Origin of the sequence: Rathayibacter sp. Leaf299, assembly GCF_001423055.1 — a bacterium.
Lineage (GTDB): Bacteria > Actinomycetota > Actinomycetes > Actinomycetales > Microbacteriaceae > Rathayibacter > Rathayibacter caricis.
Genome location: NZ_LMNT01000001.1, coordinates 977239 through 997890 on the forward strand (window position 1 = coordinate 977239; position 20652 = coordinate 997890).

A 20652-nucleotide genomic window follows, 5' to 3' on the forward strand; every position below is an offset into this window, starting at 1 on the left:
AAAACATTGCTCGACGTAACAACTTTTGACGAGCTGCGCATCGGCCTCGCGACGGCCGATGACATCCGTCGCTGGTCGCACGGTGAAGTGAAGAAGCCCGAGACCATCAACTACCGCACCCTCAAGCCCGAGAAGGACGGCCTGTTCGGAGAGCAGATCTTCGGACCGTCCCGCGACTGGGAGTGCTCCTGCGGCAAGTACAAGCGAGTCCGCTTCAAGGGCATCGTCTGCGAGCGCTGCGGCGTCGAGGTCACCAAGTCCTCGGTCCGCCGCGAGCGGATGGGCCACATCGAGCTCGCCGCCCCCGTCACCCACATCTGGTACTTCAAGGGCGTCCCCTCGCGCCTCGGATACCTGCTGGACATGGCGCCGAAGGACCTCGAGAAGGTCATCTACTTCGCGGCGTACATGATCATCGACGTGGACGACGACGGCCGTCACGCCGACATGCCCGGCCTCGAGAACGAGCTCCGGCTCGAGATCAAGACCCTCTCCGACCAGCGCGACTCCCGCATCGCGGACCGCCTGGCCCGTCTCGAGACCGACCTCGCCGCCCTGGAGGCGGAGGGCGCCAAGAGCGACCAGAAGCGCCGCACCAAGGACGGCGCCGAGAAGGAGATGTCGCAGATCCGCAAGTCCTTCGACGAGGACATCGCGCGTCTCGAGAGCGTGTGGGAGCAGTTCCGCACCCTCAAGGTCGGCGACCTCAAGCCCGAGGACGCGGTCTTCAACGAGCTCGTCGACCGCTACGGCGTCTACTTCGAGGCCTACATGGGCGCCGAGGCGATCAAGAAGCGCCTCGAGCAGTTCGACCTCCAGGCCGAGGCCGAGACGCTGCACCTGCAGATCGCCGAGGGCAAGGGTCAGAAGAAGATCCGCGCCATCAAGCGACTGCGCGTCGTCAACTCGTTCCTCGCCACCGGCAACTCGCCGGCCGCGATGGTGCTCGACGTCGTCCCGGTGATCCCGCCGGAGCTGCGCCCGATGGTGCAGCTCGACGGAGGCCGGTTCGCGACGAGCGACCTGAACGACCTCTACCGCCGCGTGATCAACCGCAACAACCGACTCCGCCGCCTGCTCGACCTCGGTGCCCCCGAGATCATCGTGAACAACGAGAAGCGCATGCTGCAGGAGGCCGTCGACGCCCTGTTCGACAACGGCCGCCGCGGTCGCCCCGTCACCGGAACCGGCAACCGCGCCCTGAAGTCCCTGAGCGACATGCTCAAGGGGAAGCAGGGCCGCTTCCGCCAGAACCTGCTGGGCAAGCGCGTCGACTACTCGGGCCGCTCGGTGATCATCGTCGGACCGCAGCTCAAGCTGCACCAGTGCGGTCTGCCCAAGCAGATGGCGCTGGAGCTGTTCAAGCCGTTCGTCATCAAGCGCCTGATCGACCTGTCGCACGCGCAGAACATCAAGGCCGCCAAGCGCATGGTGGAGCGTTCGCGCCCCCAGGTGTGGGACGTGCTCGAGGAGATCATCCGCGAGCGCCCCGTCCTGCTCAACCGCGCGCCCACGCTGCACCGACTCGGCATCCAGGCCTTCGAGCCCCAGCTGGTCGAGGGCAAGGCGATCCAGCTGCACCCGCTCGTCTGCGCCGCGTTCAACGCGGACTTCGACGGCGACCAGATGGCCGTCCACCTGCCGCTGTCCGTCGAGGCCCAGGCCGAGGCGCGCATCCTGATGCTCGCGTCGAACAACATCCTCAAGCCCTCCGACGGCCGTCCGGTCACCCTGCCCACGCAGGACATGATCATCGGCCTCCACCACCTGACGACCATCCGCGAGGGTGCCGCCGGTGAGGGACGCGCGTTCTCCTCGGTCTCCGAGGCGATCCTCGCGAAGGACCAGGGCTCGCTGCACCTGAACTCGAAGGTGAAGATCCGCATGTCGGACGTCTTCTTCGCGCAGGGCACGGCACCCGAGGGCGTCGAGCTCGACGAGAGCGGCAAGGTCACCGCGCCGATCCTGCTCGACACGACGCTCGGCCGCGCGCTCTTCAACGAGGCGCTGCCGGTCGACTACCCCTACTTCGAGCAGGTCGCCGACAAGACGACCATCTCCGGGATCGTCAACGATCTCGCGGAGCGCTACCCGAAGGTGGAGGTCGCCGCCTCGCTCGACCGCATCAAGGACGCCGGCTTCTACTGGGCCACCCGGTCCGGTGTGACGGTCGCCCTGTCGGACATCCTCACGCCCCCCTCGAAGCCCGAGATCATCGCGGGCTACGAGAAGAAGGCCGCGAAGGTCGAGACCGAGTACGACAAGGGTCTGACCACCCAGGCGGAGCGTCGCCAGGAGCTCGTGAAGATCTGGACCGAGGCGACCGACGAGGTCGCGAAGGCCATGCGCGCGAACTTCCCGACCGACAACACCATCAACCGGATGGTCACGTCCGGCGCCCGTGGCAACTGGCTGCAGGTCCGCAACATCGCGGGCATGCGAGGCCTGGTGAACAACCCGAAGGGCGAGATCATCGCCCGACCGATCATCTCCTCGTACCGCGAGGGACTGTCGGTCGCCGAGTACTTCATCGCCACGCACGGTGCCCGCAAGGGTCTGGCCGACACCGCGCTCCGCACCGCGGACTCGGGCTACCTGACGCGTCGACTCGTCGACGTCTCGCAGGACGTCATCATCCGCGAGGACGACTGCGGCACCACCAAGGGCCTCGAGCTGCCGATCATGCTCCAGGACGCCACCGGCGCCTGGTCGCAGGACTCCAACGTCGAGAACTCCGTCTACGCCCGCTCGCTCGCCACCCCGGCGACGAACGAGGCCGGCGAGGTCATCGCGGAGGCCGGAGAGGACGTCGGAGACGTCCTCATCGAGAAGCTGGTCGGAGCCGAGGTGCGCCACATCAAGGTGCGCTCGGTCCTGACCTGCGAGTCCGCCGTCGGCGTCTGCGCGGCCTGCTACGGCCGTTCGCTCGCCACCGGCAAGCTCGTCGACATCGGAGAGGCCGTCGGCATCATCGCGGCCCAGTCGATCGGCGAGCCCGGCACGCAGCTCACGATGCGCACCTTCCACACCGGTGGATCGGCCTCGGCCGACGACATCACGCAGGGTCTGCCCCGCGTGCAGGAGCTCTTCGAGGCCCGCACCCCCAAGGGTGCGTCGCCGATCGCGGAGGCCGCCGGTCGCATCACGATCGAGGACACCGACCGGGCCCGACGACTCATCCTCCAGCCGGACAACGGCGACGAGGCGGTCATCTACCCGGTGCTCAAGCGCTCGCAGCTCCTCGTCGAGGACGGCCAGTCGGTCGTGCTCGGTCAGCAGCTGCACGTGGGAACGGTCGACCCCAAGGAGGTCCTGCGCGTGCTGGGCGTCCGCGAGGTCCAGAAGCACCTGGTCGGCGGCGTCCAGGGCGTCTACCGCTCGCAGGGTGTGCCGATCCACGACAAGCACATCGAGGTCATCGTCCGTCAGATGCTCCGCAAGGTCACCGTGGTCGACCACGGCGACACGGATCTGCTGCCGGGCGAGCTCGTCGACCGGTCGCGCTACAGCGAGGTCAACCGTGCGGCTCTGACCGAGGGCAAGCGGACCGCGTCCGCGCGCCAGGAGGTCATGGGAATCACCAAGGCCTCGCTCGCGACCGAGTCGTGGCTGTCGGCCGCGTCCTTCCAGGAGACCACCCGCGTCCTGACGCAGGCGGCCATGGAGGGCAAGCGCGACCCGCTGCTGGGCCTGAAGGAGAACGTGATCATCGGAAAGCTGATCCCGGCCGGTACCGGACTCCCGAAGTACCGCAACGTGTCCGTCGAGGCGACCGAGGAGGCGAAGGCCGAGCGGTACCCCAACCGCATCTTCGCCGACGACGCCGCGTTCAGCGACGCCGACCTGTCGTTCGTCGACTTCGACTCGTTCTCGAGTGACGGATACGAGCCCGGCAACTACAGCTGAGCTCCGACCGAGTGATCGAAGGCCCCGCCGGGTTCCCGGCGGGGCCTTCGTCGTTCCCGGAGCGTCCCGCCACGCCGGTTGCCCACCGCAAGGGGGGTGAGTGGGGGTCGCCCGGGAAGCGCACGGCCCCTGCGTCGGTGATTGACTCGAGGGACGTTCGACGGGGTACCGCCCCGCGCCCGTCCGGTCGGGGTCGCAGCGGTGAGGATACGCGCGGATGAGAGTCGTGGTCGTCGCGCTGGCCGCCCTTCTCGTGGCGGTCGGTGCCGTCGTGCTGCCCGCAGCGCCCGCCGTCGCAGCGCCGTCCGTCCCCGCCGCGTGCGGAGTCGCGCAGCTCGCTCCCGTGCTGCAGGACGACGAGGTCGACGCGACTCCCTCCGCCGAGAACGTGCCGATCGTCGTCGTGCACGGCTGGCTCGGCACCTCGACGCACGACGAGGCCCGCACCGGCGCCTTCTCGCACCTCGTCGACCTGGTCGCCGGCGCCGACACGGACCCCCCGGGCGCCGAGGCGGATCAGCCGGGCGCCGACGCGGATCAGCCGGGAGTCGTCGCCGAGCGCTCCGTCATCGGCACGCTGCAGGACATCGAGGGCTCCCTCGTCTACACGTTCGACTACCGCGACCTCTCGGCGCGCTGGGTGACGGATCCGGGCATCAGCGACGCACTCGCCTCCTCCCTCGCCTGCCTGGTCTCGGCGACCGGCAACAGGGCGATCGTGGTGGCGCACTCGATGGGCGGCCTCGCCGCTCGCCAGGCGCTCAGCCAGGAGGTCGACGGGGTGAGCGTCGAGTCGATGGTCTCGGACGTCATCACCTTCGGCACGCCGAACACGGGCTCGGACCTCGCGGCCCGCCTGGGCGAGATGATCGAGTCGACCGGCTCTGTCAGCCCCGCGGTCGTCGCCGGGCTCGAGCCGCAGTCCCGGCTCGGGGTCTCGGCCCTCCTCGCGTCCTGCGGCGAGGCGGCGTCCGAGGACGCGGCGCGGGCGGGGGAGTGCACGGGGATGCCGATGATCGACGCCCTCTCCTCCCAGGCCGGCATCGCGATGCGCACGGGCTCGTCGGAGCTGAGCCGGCTCCCGCCCTGGCCGGCCGGAGTGCACGTCGTGGCTCTCGCGGGGGACATCCGCGTGACGCTGGTGTCCGTCCTCGGGGCGCGCACTCGCGACCTCGATCTGGGCGACGTCATCGTCGGCGCGCGATCGGCCGAGGCGGGCGTGGACGAGTACGCGGTCTCGACGTGCCGCTACACGCTGATGTCGCTGCCGGACGTCCCGTCCGTCCTCGCGGAGCTCAACCCGCTCGCGCGAGTGGGGGACGCGATGCGCCTCGCCTCCGTCGTGACGAGGATCGCCGCGAGCCCCTGCCACCACGCGTGGCTGATGCGCAACGCGGCGCTGGCCGAGCGGGCCGGAGCGGAGGCGGCCGACGCAGTGACCGCCTCCCTCGCGCACTCCCGCGGCGAGGCGCCGACGCCCCCGGCCGTGTCCGATCTCCCGCCGTCGGAGGACCCGCGTCGCCGTCCGGTCCGCTGACGACGTCCTCAGACCCGCCCCCCGGTGCGACGCGACATGATGTCCCGATGTTTTGACTCCGCGTCCGGACTGCGCTTACCGTGGGCGAGGCCGATGGGGCGGCCACCAGGGGGACAGGCAGCGCGGCCCGCTCGGCTCACGGGCCGGCAGCGGGCCGCGCCCGTCCCGACGACGGTGGGACACGCGCTACGCTCCCAGCACCGGGGGCCGACGACGGCGCCTCCGCCTTCCCGCCGGAGGCCGCATGAGCCAGACCCCCGTCCCGCCCGCGACACCCGCGCGCGCACCCCGACTGACGCGTGAGCAGGTGCGCTCCCGCCTCGTGGACGCCGGACTCGACGTCGTGCGCAGCGACGGCCTGAGGGTGGGCGTCTCCCACCTCCCGCTGGAGGACCTCATCCGCACGGCCGGGGTCCCGCGGAGCACGGTCTACCGGATCTGGCCGAGCCGCCAGGACTTCTTCGACGAACTGCTCGCCAGGATCCCCGACCGGCTCCTCTCGACCCGCCTCGACGAGCCGGCGCTGCAGGTGGGCGCGACCTATCTGCAGCGGAACACGGACGCCGAGGCCCCGGCCGACGAGCGGCGCGCGACCCTCGTCGCCTCCGTGGCCGTCGCCATCGAGGCCAACTACGAGAACACCTTCGCGTCGCAGCACTGGCGCAACTTCGTCTCGCTGGCCGGCACCGTCGAGTCGCACGACGAGCCCGTCCGGGGAGTGGTCCACGACGCCCTCCGCAAGCGCCAGCAGCACTTCATCGAGAACATGGCCAAGTACTACCGCTACACCCTGACCGAGGCGGGGCTGCGGCTGCGCCCGGGCTTCGGCGACGAGTACACGTCGCTCGCGTCCGCGATCTCGGCGTACATCGAAGGACTCTGCGTCGCGAGGATCGCGGCGCCGGAGCTGGTCACCGGACCGCTCGTCCCCGAGCGGCCCGAGTCGCCGAGCCTCGTCGTCGCCGGAGTGATGATGCTGATCGACGGGTTCTGCGAGCCGATCCCGGAGGGCTAGTCCTCGGTGGGGGGCTCGAGCATGCCCTCGACGATCGAGCGGATGGTCCAGGCGGCCAGATTCCACTCCACCGGCTCGCCGTCCAGGCCCGGAGCGGTGATCGTCGCGTCGAGCTCCTCGTCGATCAGCCGGCTGCGGTGCGCCAGCCCGTCGATCACGATCGCGGTGAGGTGGGCGAGCTGCAGCGTCGTGAATCCGGGGCGCATGCTCCCGTGGAACACGTCGAGCATCTCCTGGTAGAAGGTCTGCATCCGGTGCGTGAGCATCGTCTCGATGCGCTTCGCGGTGGCGCGGACCGCCTCGCGGGCCGGTCCCTCCTCCATCGAGAACGTGCAGGCGAGCAGGGCGTTGTAGGAGGACCAGTCGACGGAGCGGCGCAGGTTCGCCATGTTGGCGTTCGCCCCGATCCGGATCATCTCCCACGCGACCGCCCGGCGGCCGCGGGACGTGGACAGGCGGTCGCCGTGCCGTTCGTAGACCTCACGCATGAGCTCCTGCGCCTCGGGGTCGGTGCCCCCGGCGTAGCGGTCGCGCACGAAGACCTCGCCGATCAGATCGGCGACGAACTCCTCGCGGGTGCTCCAGATGCGGTAGACGGAGCTGCGCGGGACCTCCGCGAGCCGGATGTACTCCTCCATCGGGAGGTGCGCGAAGCCGACCGTCAGGCCGTTCTCCGCGATCACCCCGCGGGCGGCGTGCAGCATCCGCTCCCGCACCTCCTCGGCCGGGAGCCTCTTGGCGCGGGGGGTCGAGGTGTCGAGGCGGTCCATCCGGCAGACACTAGCCCGCGCAGGGCGTCCCGCGCACTGGGGACACCCCGAGAGGCGCCGAGGTCGCGGGAAGCCCGGGAGCCGGTCCCGGTGGAGACAGTGTGTCCCAAGATCTGGTCCACGGGCTCCGAGGGCGCTACGGTGCCCCCGGGGCGGCTCCCGACCGCGCCCACGAGGAGTCCCTGTGCCCGAGACCGAGCCTCTCGCCCTGACCGTCGTCGACGGTCTCGCGATCGACCGCGCCGCCCTGCTCGCCCTCCTGGGTGCGGCCCTTCCGCAGTTCGACGTGCAGGACGCGTCGAGCCGTGCCGACACCGGCACCGTCGCCGTGGTCGACCTCGACGGCGTCGCCACCGGCGACCTCGTCCGCACCCTGCAGGGTCTCGTCGGCCGGTACCGCGGAGTCGTGGCCCTCTCGACGATGCTCGGGCTCGAGACCGTGCGCGCCGTGCTCCGCTTCGAGCGCTCGGCGTTCGTCTGGAAGGGCGACGACCCCGGTGACCTCGCCGCGGCCGTGGTGTCGGTCTCATCCGGCCGCACCTGGATCTCCGAGGCGGCCCGCGGCCGCTTCCTGATGACCGAGGAGGACCGCCGCCCGGTCCTCAGCCCGCAGGAGAGCCGCGTCATGCGCTCCTACGGGGCCGGCACCGCGGTCAAGACGGTCGCGGTGGAGATGCGGATCGCCGAGCACACCGTCCGCACCTACATCAAGCGGATCAGGGTGAAGTACCTCGACGCGGGCATCGCGCTCGAGTCACGGGTCGACTTCTACCGCAACCTCGACGGGCACGACGTGGCGCTGCGCAGCGGCGGCGACCGGATGAGGACCCGCGGCCAGCAGCTGGACGGCGACCTCAGCGGCGACGGCGCCGCGTGAGGCGAGCAGGATCGCATTGCCGGACGATCGCCCGCGGGCGAACGACTCCGCTCCGATCGCCTCGGTGACCGGCAGCAGCGGCTCCACCGCCGCGCGGATCCGGTCGAGGCGGCGATGGTCGGCGTCGTCGGCGACGTTCACGGCCAGCAGGCCCTCGCCGACGCGGTCGGCGATCCGGGCCAGCGCCACCGCGCCGAAGAACGCCTCCGGGATCTCGTCGCCGTCATAGGCGTCCAGGACGACCAGGTCGACGGTGCCGCGGGGGAGGGAGGCTGAGGCGTCGGCCGTGACGACGCGCAGGCGGGTGCCCGGCGGGAGCGGAGCGTGCTCGACGACGAAGTCGACCAGTCCCTCCTCGACGTCGACGACGGTCTGGTCGGATCCCGGCCGCGTCCACTGCGTGTAGCGCGCGAGCGAGAGGGCGCCCGCGCCCAGGTGCAGCACGCGCACGGCCCGACGGGGCGGTGCGAGGGCGTCCACGACCGCTCCGAGCCGAGCGGTGTACTCGAGGTCGAGGGCACCCGGGTCGGACGGGTCGATCAGCGACTGCTCGACGCCGTCGATCGTCAGCACGAGCGAGCCCGTCCTGACCGCGTCCGGCTCGAGCGCGACCGTGCGACCGCCGGGCAGTCGAACGGAGGGAGGCATCCCGCCACGCTACGGCCTCTCGCGGCACCCGGGTGCCGCGGCTACGGTGGCAGGCATGGCCGCGCTCATCCTCCTCGACGTCGACGGCGTCCTGAATCCGTCCGTCGTGAGCGATCGGGCTGCGGGCGGCCACCGGCTGGTGCTCGACGCCGACCGCGCCGCGCTGGTCGCCCGCCTCGCCGCCGTCGGCACGATCGTCTGGGCGACCACCTGGCCGCCCGAGCTCACCTCGGTACTCGCCCGCGATCTGGGCCTGCCCGAGGGGACGGAGGCGATCGTGTTCCGCGGGGGCCTTCCGCGCGACGCGCGCTTCCCGGGCGGCACGGGCAAGCTGCAGCCCGTCGCGCTGTGGCTCGAGCGGGCGCGTGCCACCGGGCCGTTCGACGCCGTGGTCTGGATCGACGACAACCTCCGCGAGGACGCCTATGCCTGGGCGCGCGAGCAGGACACCCCGCTCCACCTCGTCCGTCCGGAGTCGGCCGAGGGCCTCACCGCCGACGGTATGTCGGGAGCGGAGGAGTTCCTCGCCGCGCTCGCGCCGTCATCCGGGGACATCGGGGAATAGGCCGCCCCCTCCCGGTGGTTATGGTCACTCCGGGCGGCCGCGGATCCGGTCCGCGCCGTCCCGCTCCCGGAGCCCCCGCTCGGGAACCCGCGCCGACCACCGGCGCGACCACATCGTGAAGCACCGAAGGACACCCACCGTGACGCACCTCCCCGCCCGCACCCCTCTGCGCGTCCTGCTCGGCACCGCCGCAGCCGCCACCGCCCTCGTCCTCGCCGGCTGCGCGCCGGCCTCCACCGAGGACGCCGTCTCCGGCTCCACCGACGAGGGGACCACCGCGGCGAACTCGGGCCTCACCCTCGCCGAGGTGCAGGACGCGGGCGTGCTGACCATCGGCACCGAGGGCACCTACCAGCCGTTCTCGTTCCACGCCGACGGCGGCACGGGCGAGCTCACGGGCTACGACGTCGAGATCATCACGGCCGTGGCCGAGAAGCTGGGCGTCGAGCCCGAGTTCGAGGAGACGCAGTGGGACGCGATGTTCGCGGGCCTGGACGGGGGCCGCTTCGACGTCATCGCGAACCAGGTCTCGATCAACGACGAGCGCAGCGCCCGCTACGACTTCTCCGAGCCCTACGCCGTGAGCCCCGGAGTGGTGGTCGTCCCGACCGCCGACACCGAGATCACCTCGCTCGACTCGCTCGCGGGCAAGACGACCGCGCAGTCCCTCTCGAGCAACTGGTACGAGCTGGCGCAGGACGCCGGCGCGCAGGTCGAGGGCGTCGAGGGCTGGGCGCAGGCAGTCGCCCTCGTCGAGCAGGGTCGCGTCGACGCGACCATCAACGACCGCCTCACCTGGCTCGACTGGTCGACGAACTTCCCGGACCAGGCCGCGGGCCTCAAGGTCGCGGTGACCACCGACGACAGCTCCGAGAGCGCCTTCACCTTCCCGAAGGGCTCGGACGACCTCGTCGCCGCGGTCGACGACGCGCTCGACGAGCTCCGCGCCGACGGCACGCTGACCGAGATCTCCGAGCGCTACTTCGGAGCCGACGTCTCCGAGTAGGACCGCACAGGAGGGGGTCGGCCGCTCGCGCCGGCTCCCTCCCGTCGTCCACGGCGCCTCCCACGCGGGTCGGCTCCGTGGCAACCTCCCGCGTCCGTCCCGGATGCGTGACAGCATCCCAGGGGAGCGACGCGCACCGTCCGACCGCCCGCACCGCCCATCGCCCCGGCGAGAGGAGACCACATGGACCTCGACCTCGTCCTGCGGTCGTTCTGGCCGATCCTGTCCGGCGGCCTCGTGGGCACGATCCCGCTCGCTCTCGCCAGCTTCGTGCTCGGACTGGTCCTCGCTCTGGCCGTCGCGCTGATGAGGCTCTCGAAGGTCCGGATCCTCGCGTGGATCGCCCGCGTCTACATCTCCGTGATCCGCGGCACCCCGCTCCTGGTGCAGCTCTTCGTCATCTTCTACGGCCTGCCCAGCCTGGGCGTGCGGATCGACCCGTGGCCCAGCGCCATCATCGCGTTCGCCCTGAACGTCGGCGGCTACGCGGCCGAGGTCATCCGGGCCGCGATCCTCAGCGTGCCCAAGGGGCAGTGGGAGGCGGCGCACACGATCGGCATGGGCCGGGGACTGGCCCTGCGGCGGATCATCCTCCCGCAGGCCGCTCGCGTGTCTGTGCCGCCGCTCTCGAACACGTTCATCTCGCTGGTGAAGGACACCTCGCTCGCCTCGCTGATCCTAGTGACCGAGCTCTTCCGCCAGGCGCAGAAGATCGCCACGGCGTCGAGCGAGTTCATGCTTCTCTACCTCGAGGCGGCCCTGATCTACTGGCTCATCTGCCTCGTGCTCTCGAGCGGGCAGAGCATCCTCGAGAAGCGATTGGACCGCTATGTCGCCCGTTGACGCCCCGCAGGACGCGCGCCCCGTGCTCTCCGTCCGGGGCCTGCGCAAGTCGTTCGGCTCCGTCGAGGTCCTCCGCGGCATCGACCTCGACATCCGCCGCGGCGAGGTCATCGCCCTGATCGGCCCGTCCGGCTCGGGCAAGACCACCGTGCTGCGCTCGCTCAACAGCCTCGAGGTGCCCGACGCGGGTGTGGTCGTGCTCTCGGACGGCACCTCGCTCGACTTCGCCGCGGGCGTCGGCCGACGCCCGCTCACGGCGCTCCGCGACCGCTCGGCCATGGTCTTCCAGCACTTCAACCTGTTCCCGCACCTCAGCGTGCTCGAGAACGTGACGGAGGGACCGCTGCGGGTGCAGCGCCGCCCGGCGTCCGAGGTGGTCCCCGAGGCCGAGGCGCTGCTCGAGCGGGTGGGCCTGGGCGGCCGCGGCGGCGCCTACCCCTTCGAGCTCTCGGGCGGGCAGCAGCAGCGCGTCGGGATCGTGCGCGCGCTCGCGCTGCGTCCGGAGCTCCTGCTCTTCGACGAGCCGACCTCGGCGCTCGATCCCGAGCTGGTCGGCGACGTGCTGTCGCTGATGCGCGAGCTCGCGGCCGAGGGCTGGACCATGCTCGTCGTCACGCACGAGCTGGAGTTCGCGCGGAGGGTCGCCTCCGAGGTGGTCTTCATGGCCGACGGAGTGGTCGTCGAGCGGGGCGCGCCCGCCGGGATCCTCCGCGAGCCGCGGGAGCCGCGGACCCGGCAGTTCCTCCACCGCCTGCTGAACCCGCTGGAGTGAGGCTGTCGTGCCACCCTTCTGCGGGTGGCCGCGCGCCTGACCGCTCCCGCGCGGGCGTGTGCCTATCCTGACCGGGTGACCTGGAGAAGCGACGCCGAGACCGAGCGCATGCCGTCCGCGCCCGAGGGGTCCGGCACTGCGACCGGGCCGCAGAAGACCCGCGAGTACGTGTGGCCCGAGCCGCTGACCGGCGGGGCGCCCGCCACGGCGCCCGCGGCCGCCGGGCCCGCCGAGCGCTCGCCGCTGGGGCCGGTGGAGCCCGAGCCCGCGCCGCCGCGCCGGAAGGGGAACCGGATCGCCGGCCTCGCCGTCGCCCTGCTGGCCACCGCCGTCTTCGCGGCCCTGCTGCTGGCGTGCCTCACGGCGATCCGCCTCGTCGTGGACGCCGCGCAGGGGGACCCGCTCTCCGTCGCCCTCGCGCAGGGTCCCACCGCCGCGTTCCTGGCGCCCGTCGCCGCGTTCCTGATCGGTCTCGCCCTCCTCGTCCTCGCCGTGAACCGCGCCGGATGGTGGGCGTACGTCCTCGGCGGCTTCTTCATCGCCTTGCTCGCCGGAGCGGCGGCGCTCGCCGGCGCCTGGTACGACATCGGGGGAGCCGTTCCGCCCGCCGACCGCACCGAGCTCGTGGAGTTCCTGAGCGACCCGGCCGTCCTCCTCCAAGGCGCCGCGGCTGCGGTGCTCGGCCGCGAGGTGAGCGTCTGGGGCGGCGCCCTCATCGCCGCCCGCGCTCGCGGCGTGAAGCGCCGCAACGCCCAGCGGGAAGCCGCCTCGCAGTCGTGACCTCGCCGGGGGAGCAGGGCAGGGGAGCGGGACTGGGCTACGGCATCGCCCTGGCCGCGTTCGCCGCGTTCCTCTACCTCGCCCTGGTCGTCTGCGCGTTCGGGGTGCTGAGCCTCCTGCTCGACCAGGACGTCGTGCCCGAGCGCGACGCCGGCCCGCTCCTGGGCCCGGTGGCGGTCGGCGCGTGCGTCGTGGCGGTCCTGCTCTCGATGATCACCCTCGCCGCGCGCCCGTCGGTCACCCGCGTGCTCGGGCCGTCGCTGCTCGCCGGAGTCGTCGTCTACCTCCTCTTCCTGCTCGTCGGCGGCGCGATCTACGGTCTCGGACTCCAGCAGCCGGCCGAGATCCTGGGCTACGCGCTCGACCACGCCGGCACGGCCTTCGCGATCGCGACCGGGGTGCTGGCGGCGGCCGTCCACCTCGTCTTCCTGCTGCTCCTGGCACGTCGGGACGCCGGCGGAGGCACGCCCCACTGGGGCTGGGAGGGGGACGAGCGGGAGTAGCCCGCCCGCCGCCCTGCTCGCTGACGGCGGACGCCGTCCGGTTGACCGGCCCCGTCACTCCCCGTAATATTCTTTGGGTGTGCGCTTTGCCGTGCGCTCGTGTCGTGCCTCCGGGTCGATCGGGTGCCGCGCTTCGCTCCACCGGGTCCGCAAGGGTCCGCGGGTTCGTCCGATCGGACGGCCCCCACGGCATACCCGTCCTCCTCCCCTCTACGCCGCTCGCCGGTGCAGGCGGGTGCGTCGGGTCCAGATGAACTCGGCCGCGTCCGGCGACGGACAGGCCGAATGTCGACCATCGATCCGCTGTCACCGTGCAGCATTCAAGGAGCAAATCAGTGCCAACGATTCAGCAGTTGGTCCGAAAGGGACGCTCGCCCAAGGTCACCAAGACCAAGGCGCCCGCCCTGAAGGCCAACCCCCAGCAGCGCGGCGTCTGCACGCGCGTCTACACGACCACGCCCAAGAAGCCGAACTCGGCCCTCCGCAAGGTGGCCCGCGTGAAGCTCTCCAACGGCACCGAGGTCACCGCCTACATCCCCGGCGAGGGCCACAACCTGCAGGAGCACTCGATGGTGCTCGTGCGCGGCGGTCGTGTGAAGGACCTCCCCGGTGTCCGCTACAAGATCGTTCGCGGCGCCCTGGACACCCAGGCCGTCAAGAACCGCAAGCAGGCTCGCAGCCGGTACGGCGCGAAGATGGAGAAGAAGTAATGCCTCGTAAGGGCCCCGCTCCCAAGCGCCCCGTCGTCGCAGACCCCGTCTACGGCGCACCGGTCGTCAGCCAGCTCGTGAACAAGATCCTCCTGGACGGCAAGAAGGGACTCGCCGAGCGCATCGTCTACGGTGCCCTCGAGGGAGTCTCCGCCAAGAACGGCCAGGACGCCGTCGTCACGCTCAAGAAGGCGCTCGACAACGTCCGTCCGACCCTCGAGGTCCGCAGCCGCCGCGTCGGCGGCTCGACCTACCAGGTCCCGGTCGAGGTCAAGCCCCACCGCGCCAACACCCTCGCGCTCCGCTGGCTCACCAGCTACGCGAAGGCCCGTCGCGAGAAGACGATGACCGAGCGTCTCATGAACGAGATCCTCGACGCGTCGAACGGTCTCGGCGCCGCTGTGAAGCGTCGCGAGGACACCCACAAGATGGCCGAGTCGAACAAGGCCTTCGCGCACTACCGCTGGTAGCGCGTCCCGCGGCCGCTCCGCAGCGTCCGCGCTGCGGACCCGGCCCGGCGGCTGATCGCCCGATCCCCGCGGTCGGGCGATCGTCCCACCTGAACCCCAGCCGATCGGCCATGAGCCCGTTGCGCTGGCTCCATCACTCATCGGAGGAACTCCGTGGCACAAGATGTGCTCACCGACCTGAACAAGGTCCGCAACATCGGCATCATGGCCCACATCGATGCCGGCAAGACCACCACCACCGAGCGCATCCTGTTCTACACGGGTATCACGCACAAGATCGGTGAGGTCCACGACGGCGCCGCCACGATGGACTGGATGGCGCAGGAGCAGGAGCGCGGCATCACGATCACGTCCGCCGCGACGACCTGCTTCTGGAACAAGAACCAGATCAACATCATCGACACCCCGGGTCACGTCGACTTCACCGTCGAGGTGGAGCGCTCGCTCCGCGTCCTCGACGGCGCCGTCGCCGTCTTCGACGGCAAGGAGGGCGTCGAGCCCCAGTCGGAGACCGTCTGGCGCCAGGCCGACAAGTACGACGTCCCGCGCATCTGCTTCGTCAACAAGATGGACAAGCTCGGCGCCGACTTCTACTACACGGTCGACACCATCGTGAACCGCCTCGGCGCGAAGCCGCTGGTCATCCAGCTCCCGATCGGCGCCGAGTCGTCCTTCGAGGGCGTCATCGACCTGGTCGAGATGCGCGCGCTCACGTGGCGCGGCGACTCCAAGGGAGACGTCCAGCTCGGTGCGAAGTACGAGATCGAGGAGATCCCGGCCGACCTCGCCGACAAGGCCGCCGAGTACCGCCAGAAGCTGCTCGAGACCGTCGCCGAGACCTCGGACGAGCTGCTCGAGAAGTACTTCGGCGGCGAGGAGCTGACCGTGGCCGAGGTCAAGGCCGCGATCCGCAAGCTGACCGTCAACTCCGAGATCTACCCCGTGCTCTGCGGCTCCGCGTTCAAGAACCGCGGCGTCCAGCCCATGCTCGACGCGGTCGTCGACTACCTCCCCTCCCCGCTCGACGTCCCCGCCATCGAGGCGCACGACGTCCGCGATGAGGAGAAGGTCATCATGCGCCACGCCGACTCGACCGAGCCCTTCTCGGCGCTCGCGTTCAAGGTCGCCGTGCACCCGTTCTTCGGTCGCCTGACCTACGTCCGCGTCTACTCGGGCAAGCTCGACTCCGGCGCCCAGGTCATCAACTCGACCAAGGGCAAGAAGGAGCGCATCGGCAAGATCTTCCAGATGCACTCCAACAAGGAGAACCCGGTCGACTCGGTCACCGCCGGCCACATCTACGCGGTCATCGGCCTGAAGGACACCACCACCGGTGACACCCTCAGCGACCCGCAGGCGCAGGTCGTCCTCGAGTCGATGACTTTCCCGGAGCCCGTCATCGAGGTCGCCATCGAGCCCAAGACGAAGGCCGACCAGGAGAAGCTCGGCACCGCGATCCAGAAGCTCGCGGAGGAGGACCCCACCTTCCGCACCGAGCAGAACCAGGAGACCGGTCAGACGGTCATCAAGGGAATGGGCGAGCTGCACCTCGACATCCTGGTGGACCGCATGAAGCGCGAGTTCAACGTCGAGGCCAACGTCGGCAAGCCGCAGGTGGCCTACCGCGAGACGATCCGCCGCACCGTCGAGAAGTACGACTACACCCACAAGAAGCAGACGGGTGGATCGGGTCAGTTCGCGAAGGTCCAGATCACCATCGAGCCGATGGAGGTCGAGGCCGACAAGACCTACGAGTTCGTCAACGGCGTCTCGGGCGGACGCGTCCCCCGCGAGTACATCCCGTCGGTCGACGCGGGCATCCGCGACGCCATGCAGGTCGGCGTGCTCGCCGGCTACCCGATGGTGGGCGTCAAGGCGACCCTGGTCGACGGTGCCGCGCACGACGTCGACTCCTCCGAGATGGCGTTCAAGATCGCCGGCTCGATCGCGTTCAAGGAGGCCTCGCGCAAGGCGCAGCCCGTCCTCCTCGAGCCGCTCATGGCCGTCGAGGTCCGCACTCCCGAGGAGTACATGGGCGACGTCATCGGCGACCTCAACTCGCGTCGCGGGATGATCCAGTCGATGGAGGACGCCACCGGCATCAAGGTCATCCGCGCCAACGTGCCGCTGTCCGAGATGTTCGGCTACATCGGCGACCTGCGCTCGAAGACCTCGGGCCGCGCCGTCTACTCGATGACGTTCGAGACCTACAGCGAGGTCCCCAAGGCCGTCGCCGAGGAGATCGTCCAGAAGAACAAGGGCGAGTAACTCCGCCCCCTCCCCCCGCCGTTCGACCGGACGGCGGGGGACTGGTAGTGTCGTGCGGGTTTGCTGCCGCTTACGCGCGTGGAAACCCGCACGACCTCTGCCGGTAACATAAGTACACAAAACCCCCGCAAGCCCTCATGTCCTCGTGCCGCCCCGTGCGGCGTCGGATGCGGATGCTTGCACCTAAGTCCTGAGGAGGACCCACAGTGGCTAAGGCCAAGTTCGAGCGGACCAAGCCGCACGTCAACATCGGAACCATCGGTCACGTCGACCACGGAAAGACCACGCTGACCGCGGCGATCTCCAAGGTTCTCGCTGACAAGTTCCCGTCCGCGACCAACGTTCAGCGCGACTTCGCGTCGATCGACTCCGCTCCCGAGGAGCGCCAGCGCGGCATCACGATCAACATCTCGCACGTCGAGTACGAGACGCCGAAGCGCCACTACGCGCACGTCGACGCCCCGGGTCACGCCGACTACATCAAGAACATGATCACCGGCGCGGCGCAGATGGACGGCGCGATCCTCGTGGTCGCCGCCACCGACGGCCCCATGGCTCAGACCCGTGAGCACGTCCTCCTCGCCAAGCAGGTCGGCGTCCCCTACCTCCTCGTCGCCCTGAACAAGGCCGACATGGTGGACGACGAGGAGATCCTGGAGCTCGTCGAGCTCGAGGTCCGCGAGCTGCTCTCGTCGCAGGGCTTCCCCGGCGACGACGCGCCCGTCGTGCGCGTCTCCGGTCTCAAGGCCCTCGAGGGCGACGAGGCCTGGACCCAGTCGATCATCGACCTGATGGACGCCGTCGACGAGTCCATCCCGGACCCGATCCGCGACAAGGACAAGCCGTTCCTCATGCCGATCGAGGACGTCTTCACGATCACCGGTCGTGGAACCGTCGTCACCGGCCGTGCGGAGCGTGGAACCCTCGCTCTGAACTCCGAGGTCGAGATCGTCGGCATCCGCCCGACGCAGAAGACCACGGTCACCGGTATCGAGATGTTCCACAAGCAGCTCGACGAGGCCTGGGCCGGCGAGAACTGCGGTCTGCTCCTCCGCGGCACCAAGCGCGAGGACGTCGAGCGCGGCCAGGTCGTCGTCAAGCCGGGTTCGGTCACGCCGCACACCGACTTCGAGGGCACCGCGTACATCCTGTCCAAGGATGAGGGTGGGCGTCACAACCCGTTCTACGCGAACTACCGCCCGCAGTTCTACTTCCGCACCACCGACGTCACCGGCGTCATCACGCTGCCCGAGGGTACCGAGATGGTCATGCCCGGCGACACCACCGACATGACGGTCGCGCTGATCCAGCCGATCGCCATGGAGGAGGGCCTCGGCTTCGCCATCCGTGAGGGTGGACGCACCGTGGGTGCCGGAACGGTCACCAAGATCGTCAAGTAGGTCCGCCTGCTCGATCTCTCGAGAGGGGTCGTCCGCTTCGTGCGGGCGGCCCCTTCCGTGTGTCCGGGCGGGGTCACGGAGCGCGGGCTACCGTGATCTCCATGTCCTTCGTCAAGAGCGATCCGTCCGCGGCCCCGCGGTTCTTCGAGTGGGAGGCGGCGGGCCTGGAGTGGCTGCGGGAGGCGGAGGCGTCCGGCGGCGCGTCGTGCGTCGAGGTCCTCTCCGTCGGCTCGGGCCGCATCGAGCTGGAGGAGCTCGAGTCCATCCGTCCCGATCCGGGCGCTGCGCGGGCCTTCGGCCGAGCCCTGGCCCGGACGCACGACGCGGGAGCCGCGGCGTTCGGTGCAGCCCCGGACGGCTGGGACGGCCCCGCGTACATCGGCCGCCGGCGGATGCCCTGCAGCCCCGAGGAGTCGTGGGGCGTCTTCTACGCCGAGCAGCGTGTCCGTCCGTTCCTCCCCGTCGCGGTCCGGGAGGGGAACCTGTCGCGATCCGATGCCGGGACCGTCGAGCAGGCGCTCGATCGTGTCGCGGCGGGGGAGTTCGACGGCGAGGAGCGGCCCTCCCGCCTGCACGGAGACCTCTGGACGGGGAACGTGCTCTGGTCCGGCTCCGGCGCCGTGCTGATCGATCCTGCCGCGCACGGCGGCCACCGCGAGACCGACCTCGCCATGCTGGCGCTCTTCGGTGCGCCTCACCTCGACGAGATCCTCCGGGGTTACGACGAGGCGCACGCTCTCGCCGACGGCTGGCAGGAGCGCGTCCCGCTGCACCAGCTGCACCCGCTCGCGGTGCACGCCGCCGGCCACGGACCCTCCTACGGTCGCGCCCTCGCCGAGGCTGCGGCCCGGGTCCTCGCCCTCTAGCGCCCCACCGTTCGTCCAGCCCCGCCCGCCACACTGGCTCGGCGCGGATCGCCGCGCCCTCGAACAAGGAGCAGTCATGGTGGATCTCGGGAAGCTCGGACGTCAGGCAGCGGAGCTGCTGAAGAGCCAGAAGGCGCAGGAGGCGCTGCGCAGCGAGAAGGCGGAGCGCGTCTCCGACCAGGTGCTCGAGAAGACGGGCGACATCGCCAGCAGGCTCACCAAGGGCAAGTACGACGAGCGCATCGAGGACCTCAAGCGCCAGGCCGACAAGCGCCTCGGCAACGAGTAGCGGCCCCTCCTGGCTCGTTCTGCACCCTCCCGTCAAGCGGGTGCAGAGCGGACGGAGCCCGGCCTAGGGTCGGGCCGATGGCTGAGACGCGTGCGCAGAGACTCCGCAGGACCGATTCGAGCAGTCGCGGGTACACCCGCGTCCGCGCCGGCTCCGGATTCAGCTACCGCGACCCGAAGGGCGTGACGGTCACCGACCCCGAGCTCCGGGCCCGCTTCGATGCGCTGGGCATCCCCCCGGCGTGGAAGGACGTCTGGATCGCGCCGTACCCCAACGGTCACATCCAGGCGATGGGCGTCGATGCGGCCGGCCGTCGGCAGTACATCTACCATCCGACCTGGCGCGAGCAGAAGGACCGGATCAAGTTCGACCGCGCACTCCGTCTGGCCGAGTCGCTGCCGAGCGCGCGCCGCGCGGTGACGATGGACCTCCGTCGCGACGGCTACGGCCGCGAGCGTGCTCTCGCAACCGCGTTCCGGATGCTCGACACGGGCTCCCTCCGCGTGGGGAGCGAGCGCTACGCCAAGGAGCACGGCAGCATCGGCCTGTCGACGCTGCTGTGCTCGCACGCGACGACCCACGGCGATCGCGTCGCCCTCGCCTTCCCGGGCAAGAGCCATCAGGCCTGGACGAGCGAGATCCTCGACCACGACCTGGCGAGCGTCGTGCGCTCGCTGAAGCGCCGCGGCCCGAACGCCCGCCTGCTCGCGTGGAAGGACGGGCGGGAGTGGCGGCCGCTGTCCGCTCCCGAGATCAACGACTACGTCCGGGAGAAGGCGGGCGACGACTTCACCGCGAAGGACTTCCGCACTCTCCACGGCACCGTCGCCGCCGCGCTCAGCCTTGCGCGCACGGGACCGAAGCCGACGCAGCGGGCCCGGAACTCCGCCATCGCGCAGGCCATGCGCGACGCCTCCGAGGTGCTCGGCAACACCCCGACGGTGGCGCGCGCCAGCTACGTGGACCCGCGGGTCCTCGACCACTACCGCGCGGGTGAGACGATCGACCCTGCCCGTCCGAACTCCGCCGAGACGACCCTCCGCGCCCTCCTCTACGAATGAGGCGCCGCCCCGGAATCCCGGGCGAGGAGGGGTCCCCGATCCGCGACACGCCCGGGTTGCACGGGTGCCCGTTCTGTGGGAGACTCTTCTAGTTCAAAATTTCTGCCGAAGCAGCGTGCTGCGACCGGTGGAACACTGCCAGGCAGTGCCGAGACGGCACCGCTGAGGCTCGACCCGAGAGGGCGGCCCAGCCGGTGCGACGTCGAGGCGGCGGGTAGCAGAACGAAACAACCGACAACTCAACGGGCTCTCCGTGCGTCGTGCGTTCTGCACGTCGCTGGAGCGCCCCGAGCGCGGTGCTTTTGACAGAAGAACACTGGTGCACTCCCCGGTTCCCCGGAGTTCCTTCGCGAGCGCGTCCAATGC

General features: G+C 70.5%; 18 protein-coding genes. 17 read left to right on the top strand and 1 reads right to left on the bottom strand.

The annotated features are described in order from the left end of the window. Positions 1 to 6 precede the first annotated feature (6 nt). The 3 genes from ASF48_RS04465 (at position 7) to ASF48_RS04475 (ending at position 6458) form a co-directional block, all read left to right on the top strand. On the top strand, positions 7 to 3906 hold the full coding sequence (locus ASF48_RS04465) for a DNA-directed RNA polymerase subunit beta' (protein ID WP_055787000.1): 3900 nt from the start codon (positions 7 to 9) through the stop codon (positions 3904 to 3906). 217 nt (positions 3907 to 4123) lie between these two features. Next, on the top strand, positions 4124 to 5443 hold the full coding sequence (locus ASF48_RS04470; RefSeq protein WP_055787003.1) for an esterase/lipase family protein: 1320 nt from the start codon (positions 4124 to 4126) through the stop codon (positions 5441 to 5443). A 244-nt stretch (positions 5444 to 5687) separates the two neighbouring features. Next, positions 5688 to 6458, top strand: a complete 771-nt coding sequence (locus ASF48_RS04475; RefSeq protein WP_055787006.1) for a TetR/AcrR family transcriptional regulator — start codon at positions 5688 to 5690, stop codon at positions 6456 to 6458. Here ASF48_RS04475 and ASF48_RS04480 read toward each other — a convergent pair. Beyond that, the gene (locus ASF48_RS04480) at positions 6455 to 7228 is read right to left on the bottom strand and encodes a hypothetical protein (protein ID WP_055787010.1); all 774 of its coding nucleotides are present in this window, start codon (positions 7226 to 7228) and stop codon (positions 6455 to 6457) included. The two genes, ASF48_RS04475 and ASF48_RS04480, sit on opposite strands and share 4 nt — an antisense overlap. Positions 7229 to 7412: 184 nt before the next feature. On the opposite strand from ASF48_RS04480, the gene ASF48_RS18890 reads away from it, so the two are divergent. The 14 genes from ASF48_RS18890 (at position 7413) to ASF48_RS04550 (ending at position 20286) form a co-directional block, all read left to right on the top strand. Beyond that, positions 7413 to 8105 carry a helix-turn-helix transcriptional regulator gene (locus tag ASF48_RS18890; RefSeq protein ID WP_082480977.1) on the top strand — a complete coding sequence of 231 codons (693 nt, stop codon included), beginning with the start codon at positions 7413 to 7415 and terminating at the stop codon, positions 8103 to 8105. 703 nt (positions 8106 to 8808) lie between these two features. Beyond that, complete coding sequence (locus tag ASF48_RS19850; protein WP_055787016.1) at positions 8809 to 9318, top strand: HAD domain-containing protein; 510 nt, start codon at positions 8809 to 8811, stop codon at positions 9316 to 9318. Positions 9319 to 9457: 139 nt separating this feature from the next. Beyond that, positions 9458 to 10324 (top strand): amino acid ABC transporter substrate-binding protein, encoded by an 867-nt coding sequence (locus tag ASF48_RS04495; RefSeq protein ID WP_230671880.1) that lies wholly within the window; start codon positions 9458 to 9460, stop codon positions 10322 to 10324. Between the two features lie 183 nt (positions 10325 to 10507). Then, positions 10508 to 11167 carry an amino acid ABC transporter permease gene (locus ASF48_RS04500; protein WP_055787023.1) on the top strand — a complete coding sequence of 220 codons (660 nt, stop codon included), beginning with the start codon at positions 10508 to 10510 and terminating at the stop codon, positions 11165 to 11167. Then, the gene (locus tag ASF48_RS04505) at positions 11154 to 11939 is read left to right on the top strand and encodes an amino acid ABC transporter ATP-binding protein (protein ID WP_055787027.1); all 786 of its coding nucleotides are present in this window, start codon (positions 11154 to 11156) and stop codon (positions 11937 to 11939) included. The genes ASF48_RS04500 and ASF48_RS04505 overlap by 14 nt, the downstream gene beginning before the upstream one ends. A 75-nt stretch (positions 11940 to 12014) precedes the next feature. Further along, entirely contained in the window at positions 12015 to 12719 is a 705-nt protein-coding gene (locus ASF48_RS04510; protein ID WP_157603050.1) for a hypothetical protein, read from the top strand. Further along, positions 12716 to 13222, top strand: coding sequence for a DUF6121 family protein (locus ASF48_RS04515; RefSeq protein ID WP_055787034.1), 507 nt, complete (start codon positions 12716 to 12718; stop codon positions 13220 to 13222). The genes ASF48_RS04510 and ASF48_RS04515 overlap by 4 nt, the downstream gene beginning before the upstream one ends. A gap of 335 nt (positions 13223 to 13557) precedes the next feature. Continuing rightward, on the top strand, positions 13558 to 13932 hold the full coding sequence (gene rpsL, locus ASF48_RS04520) for a 30S ribosomal protein S12 (protein WP_055787040.1): 375 nt from the start codon (positions 13558 to 13560) through the stop codon (positions 13930 to 13932). Continuing rightward, positions 13932 to 14402 (top strand): 30S ribosomal protein S7, encoded by a 471-nt coding sequence (gene rpsG, locus ASF48_RS04525; RefSeq protein ID WP_055787043.1) that lies wholly within the window; start codon positions 13932 to 13934, stop codon positions 14400 to 14402. The genes rpsL and rpsG overlap by 1 nt, the downstream gene beginning before the upstream one ends. A gap of 153 nt (positions 14403 to 14555) precedes the next feature. Next, positions 14556 to 16670: an elongation factor G gene (fusA, locus tag ASF48_RS04530; RefSeq protein WP_055787046.1), complete on the top strand. Its 2115-nt coding sequence runs from the start codon at positions 14556 to 14558 to the stop codon at positions 16668 to 16670. Positions 16671 to 16876: 206 nt separating this feature from the next. Continuing rightward, a complete protein-coding gene (gene tuf / locus ASF48_RS04535) occupies positions 16877 to 18070 on the top strand; it encodes an elongation factor Tu (protein WP_055787051.1) in 1194 nt (397 codons plus the stop codon). Between the two features lie 101 nt (positions 18071 to 18171). Continuing rightward, positions 18172 to 18936: a fructosamine kinase family protein gene (locus ASF48_RS04540; protein ID WP_055788942.1), complete on the top strand. Its 765-nt coding sequence runs from the start codon at positions 18172 to 18174 to the stop codon at positions 18934 to 18936. A gap of 76 nt (positions 18937 to 19012) precedes the next feature. Next, a complete protein-coding gene (locus tag ASF48_RS04545; protein ID WP_055787055.1) occupies positions 19013 to 19225 on the top strand; it encodes an Rv0909 family putative TA system antitoxin in 213 nt (70 codons plus the stop codon). 77 nt (positions 19226 to 19302) lie between these two features. Further along, positions 19303 to 20286: a DNA topoisomerase IB gene (locus tag ASF48_RS04550; RefSeq protein ID WP_055787058.1), complete on the top strand. Its 984-nt coding sequence runs from the start codon at positions 19303 to 19305 to the stop codon at positions 20284 to 20286. The last annotated feature ends 366 nt before the right edge of the window (positions 20287 to 20652 follow it).

Excerpts from the sequence above, each read along its gene's own strand:
- ASF48_RS04475 (WP_055787006.1), top strand. The coding sequence starts at position 5,688 with ATGAGCCAGACCCCCGTCCCGCCCGCGACACCCGCGCGCGCACCCCGA.
- ASF48_RS19850 (WP_055787016.1), top strand. The coding sequence starts at position 8,809 with ATGGCCGCGCTCATCCTCCTCGACGTCGACGGCGTCCTGAATCCGTCC.
- ASF48_RS04545 (WP_055787055.1), top strand. The coding sequence starts at position 19,013 with ATGGTGGATCTCGGGAAGCTCGGACGTCAGGCAGCGGAGCTGCTGAAG.
- ASF48_RS04540 (WP_055788942.1), top strand. The coding sequence starts at position 18,172 with ATGTCCTTCGTCAAGAGCGATCCGTCCGCGGCCCCGCGGTTCTTCGAG.
- ASF48_RS04505 (WP_055787027.1), top strand. The coding sequence starts at position 11,154 with ATGTCGCCCGTTGACGCCCCGCAGGACGCGCGCCCCGTGCTCTCCGTC.
- rpsG (WP_055787043.1), top strand. The coding sequence starts at position 13,932 with ATGCCTCGTAAGGGCCCCGCTCCCAAGCGCCCCGTCGTCGCAGACCCC.
- ASF48_RS04470 (WP_055787003.1), top strand. The coding sequence starts at position 4,124 with ATGAGAGTCGTGGTCGTCGCGCTGGCCGCCCTTCTCGTGGCGGTCGGT.
- ASF48_RS04480 (WP_055787010.1), bottom strand. The coding sequence starts at position 7,228 with ATGGACCGCCTCGACACCTCGACCCCCCGCGCCAAGAGGCTCCCGGCC.
- ASF48_RS04500 (WP_055787023.1), top strand. The coding sequence starts at position 10,508 with ATGGACCTCGACCTCGTCCTGCGGTCGTTCTGGCCGATCCTGTCCGGC.
- ASF48_RS04550 (WP_055787058.1), top strand. The coding sequence starts at position 19,303 with ATGGCTGAGACGCGTGCGCAGAGACTCCGCAGGACCGATTCGAGCAGT.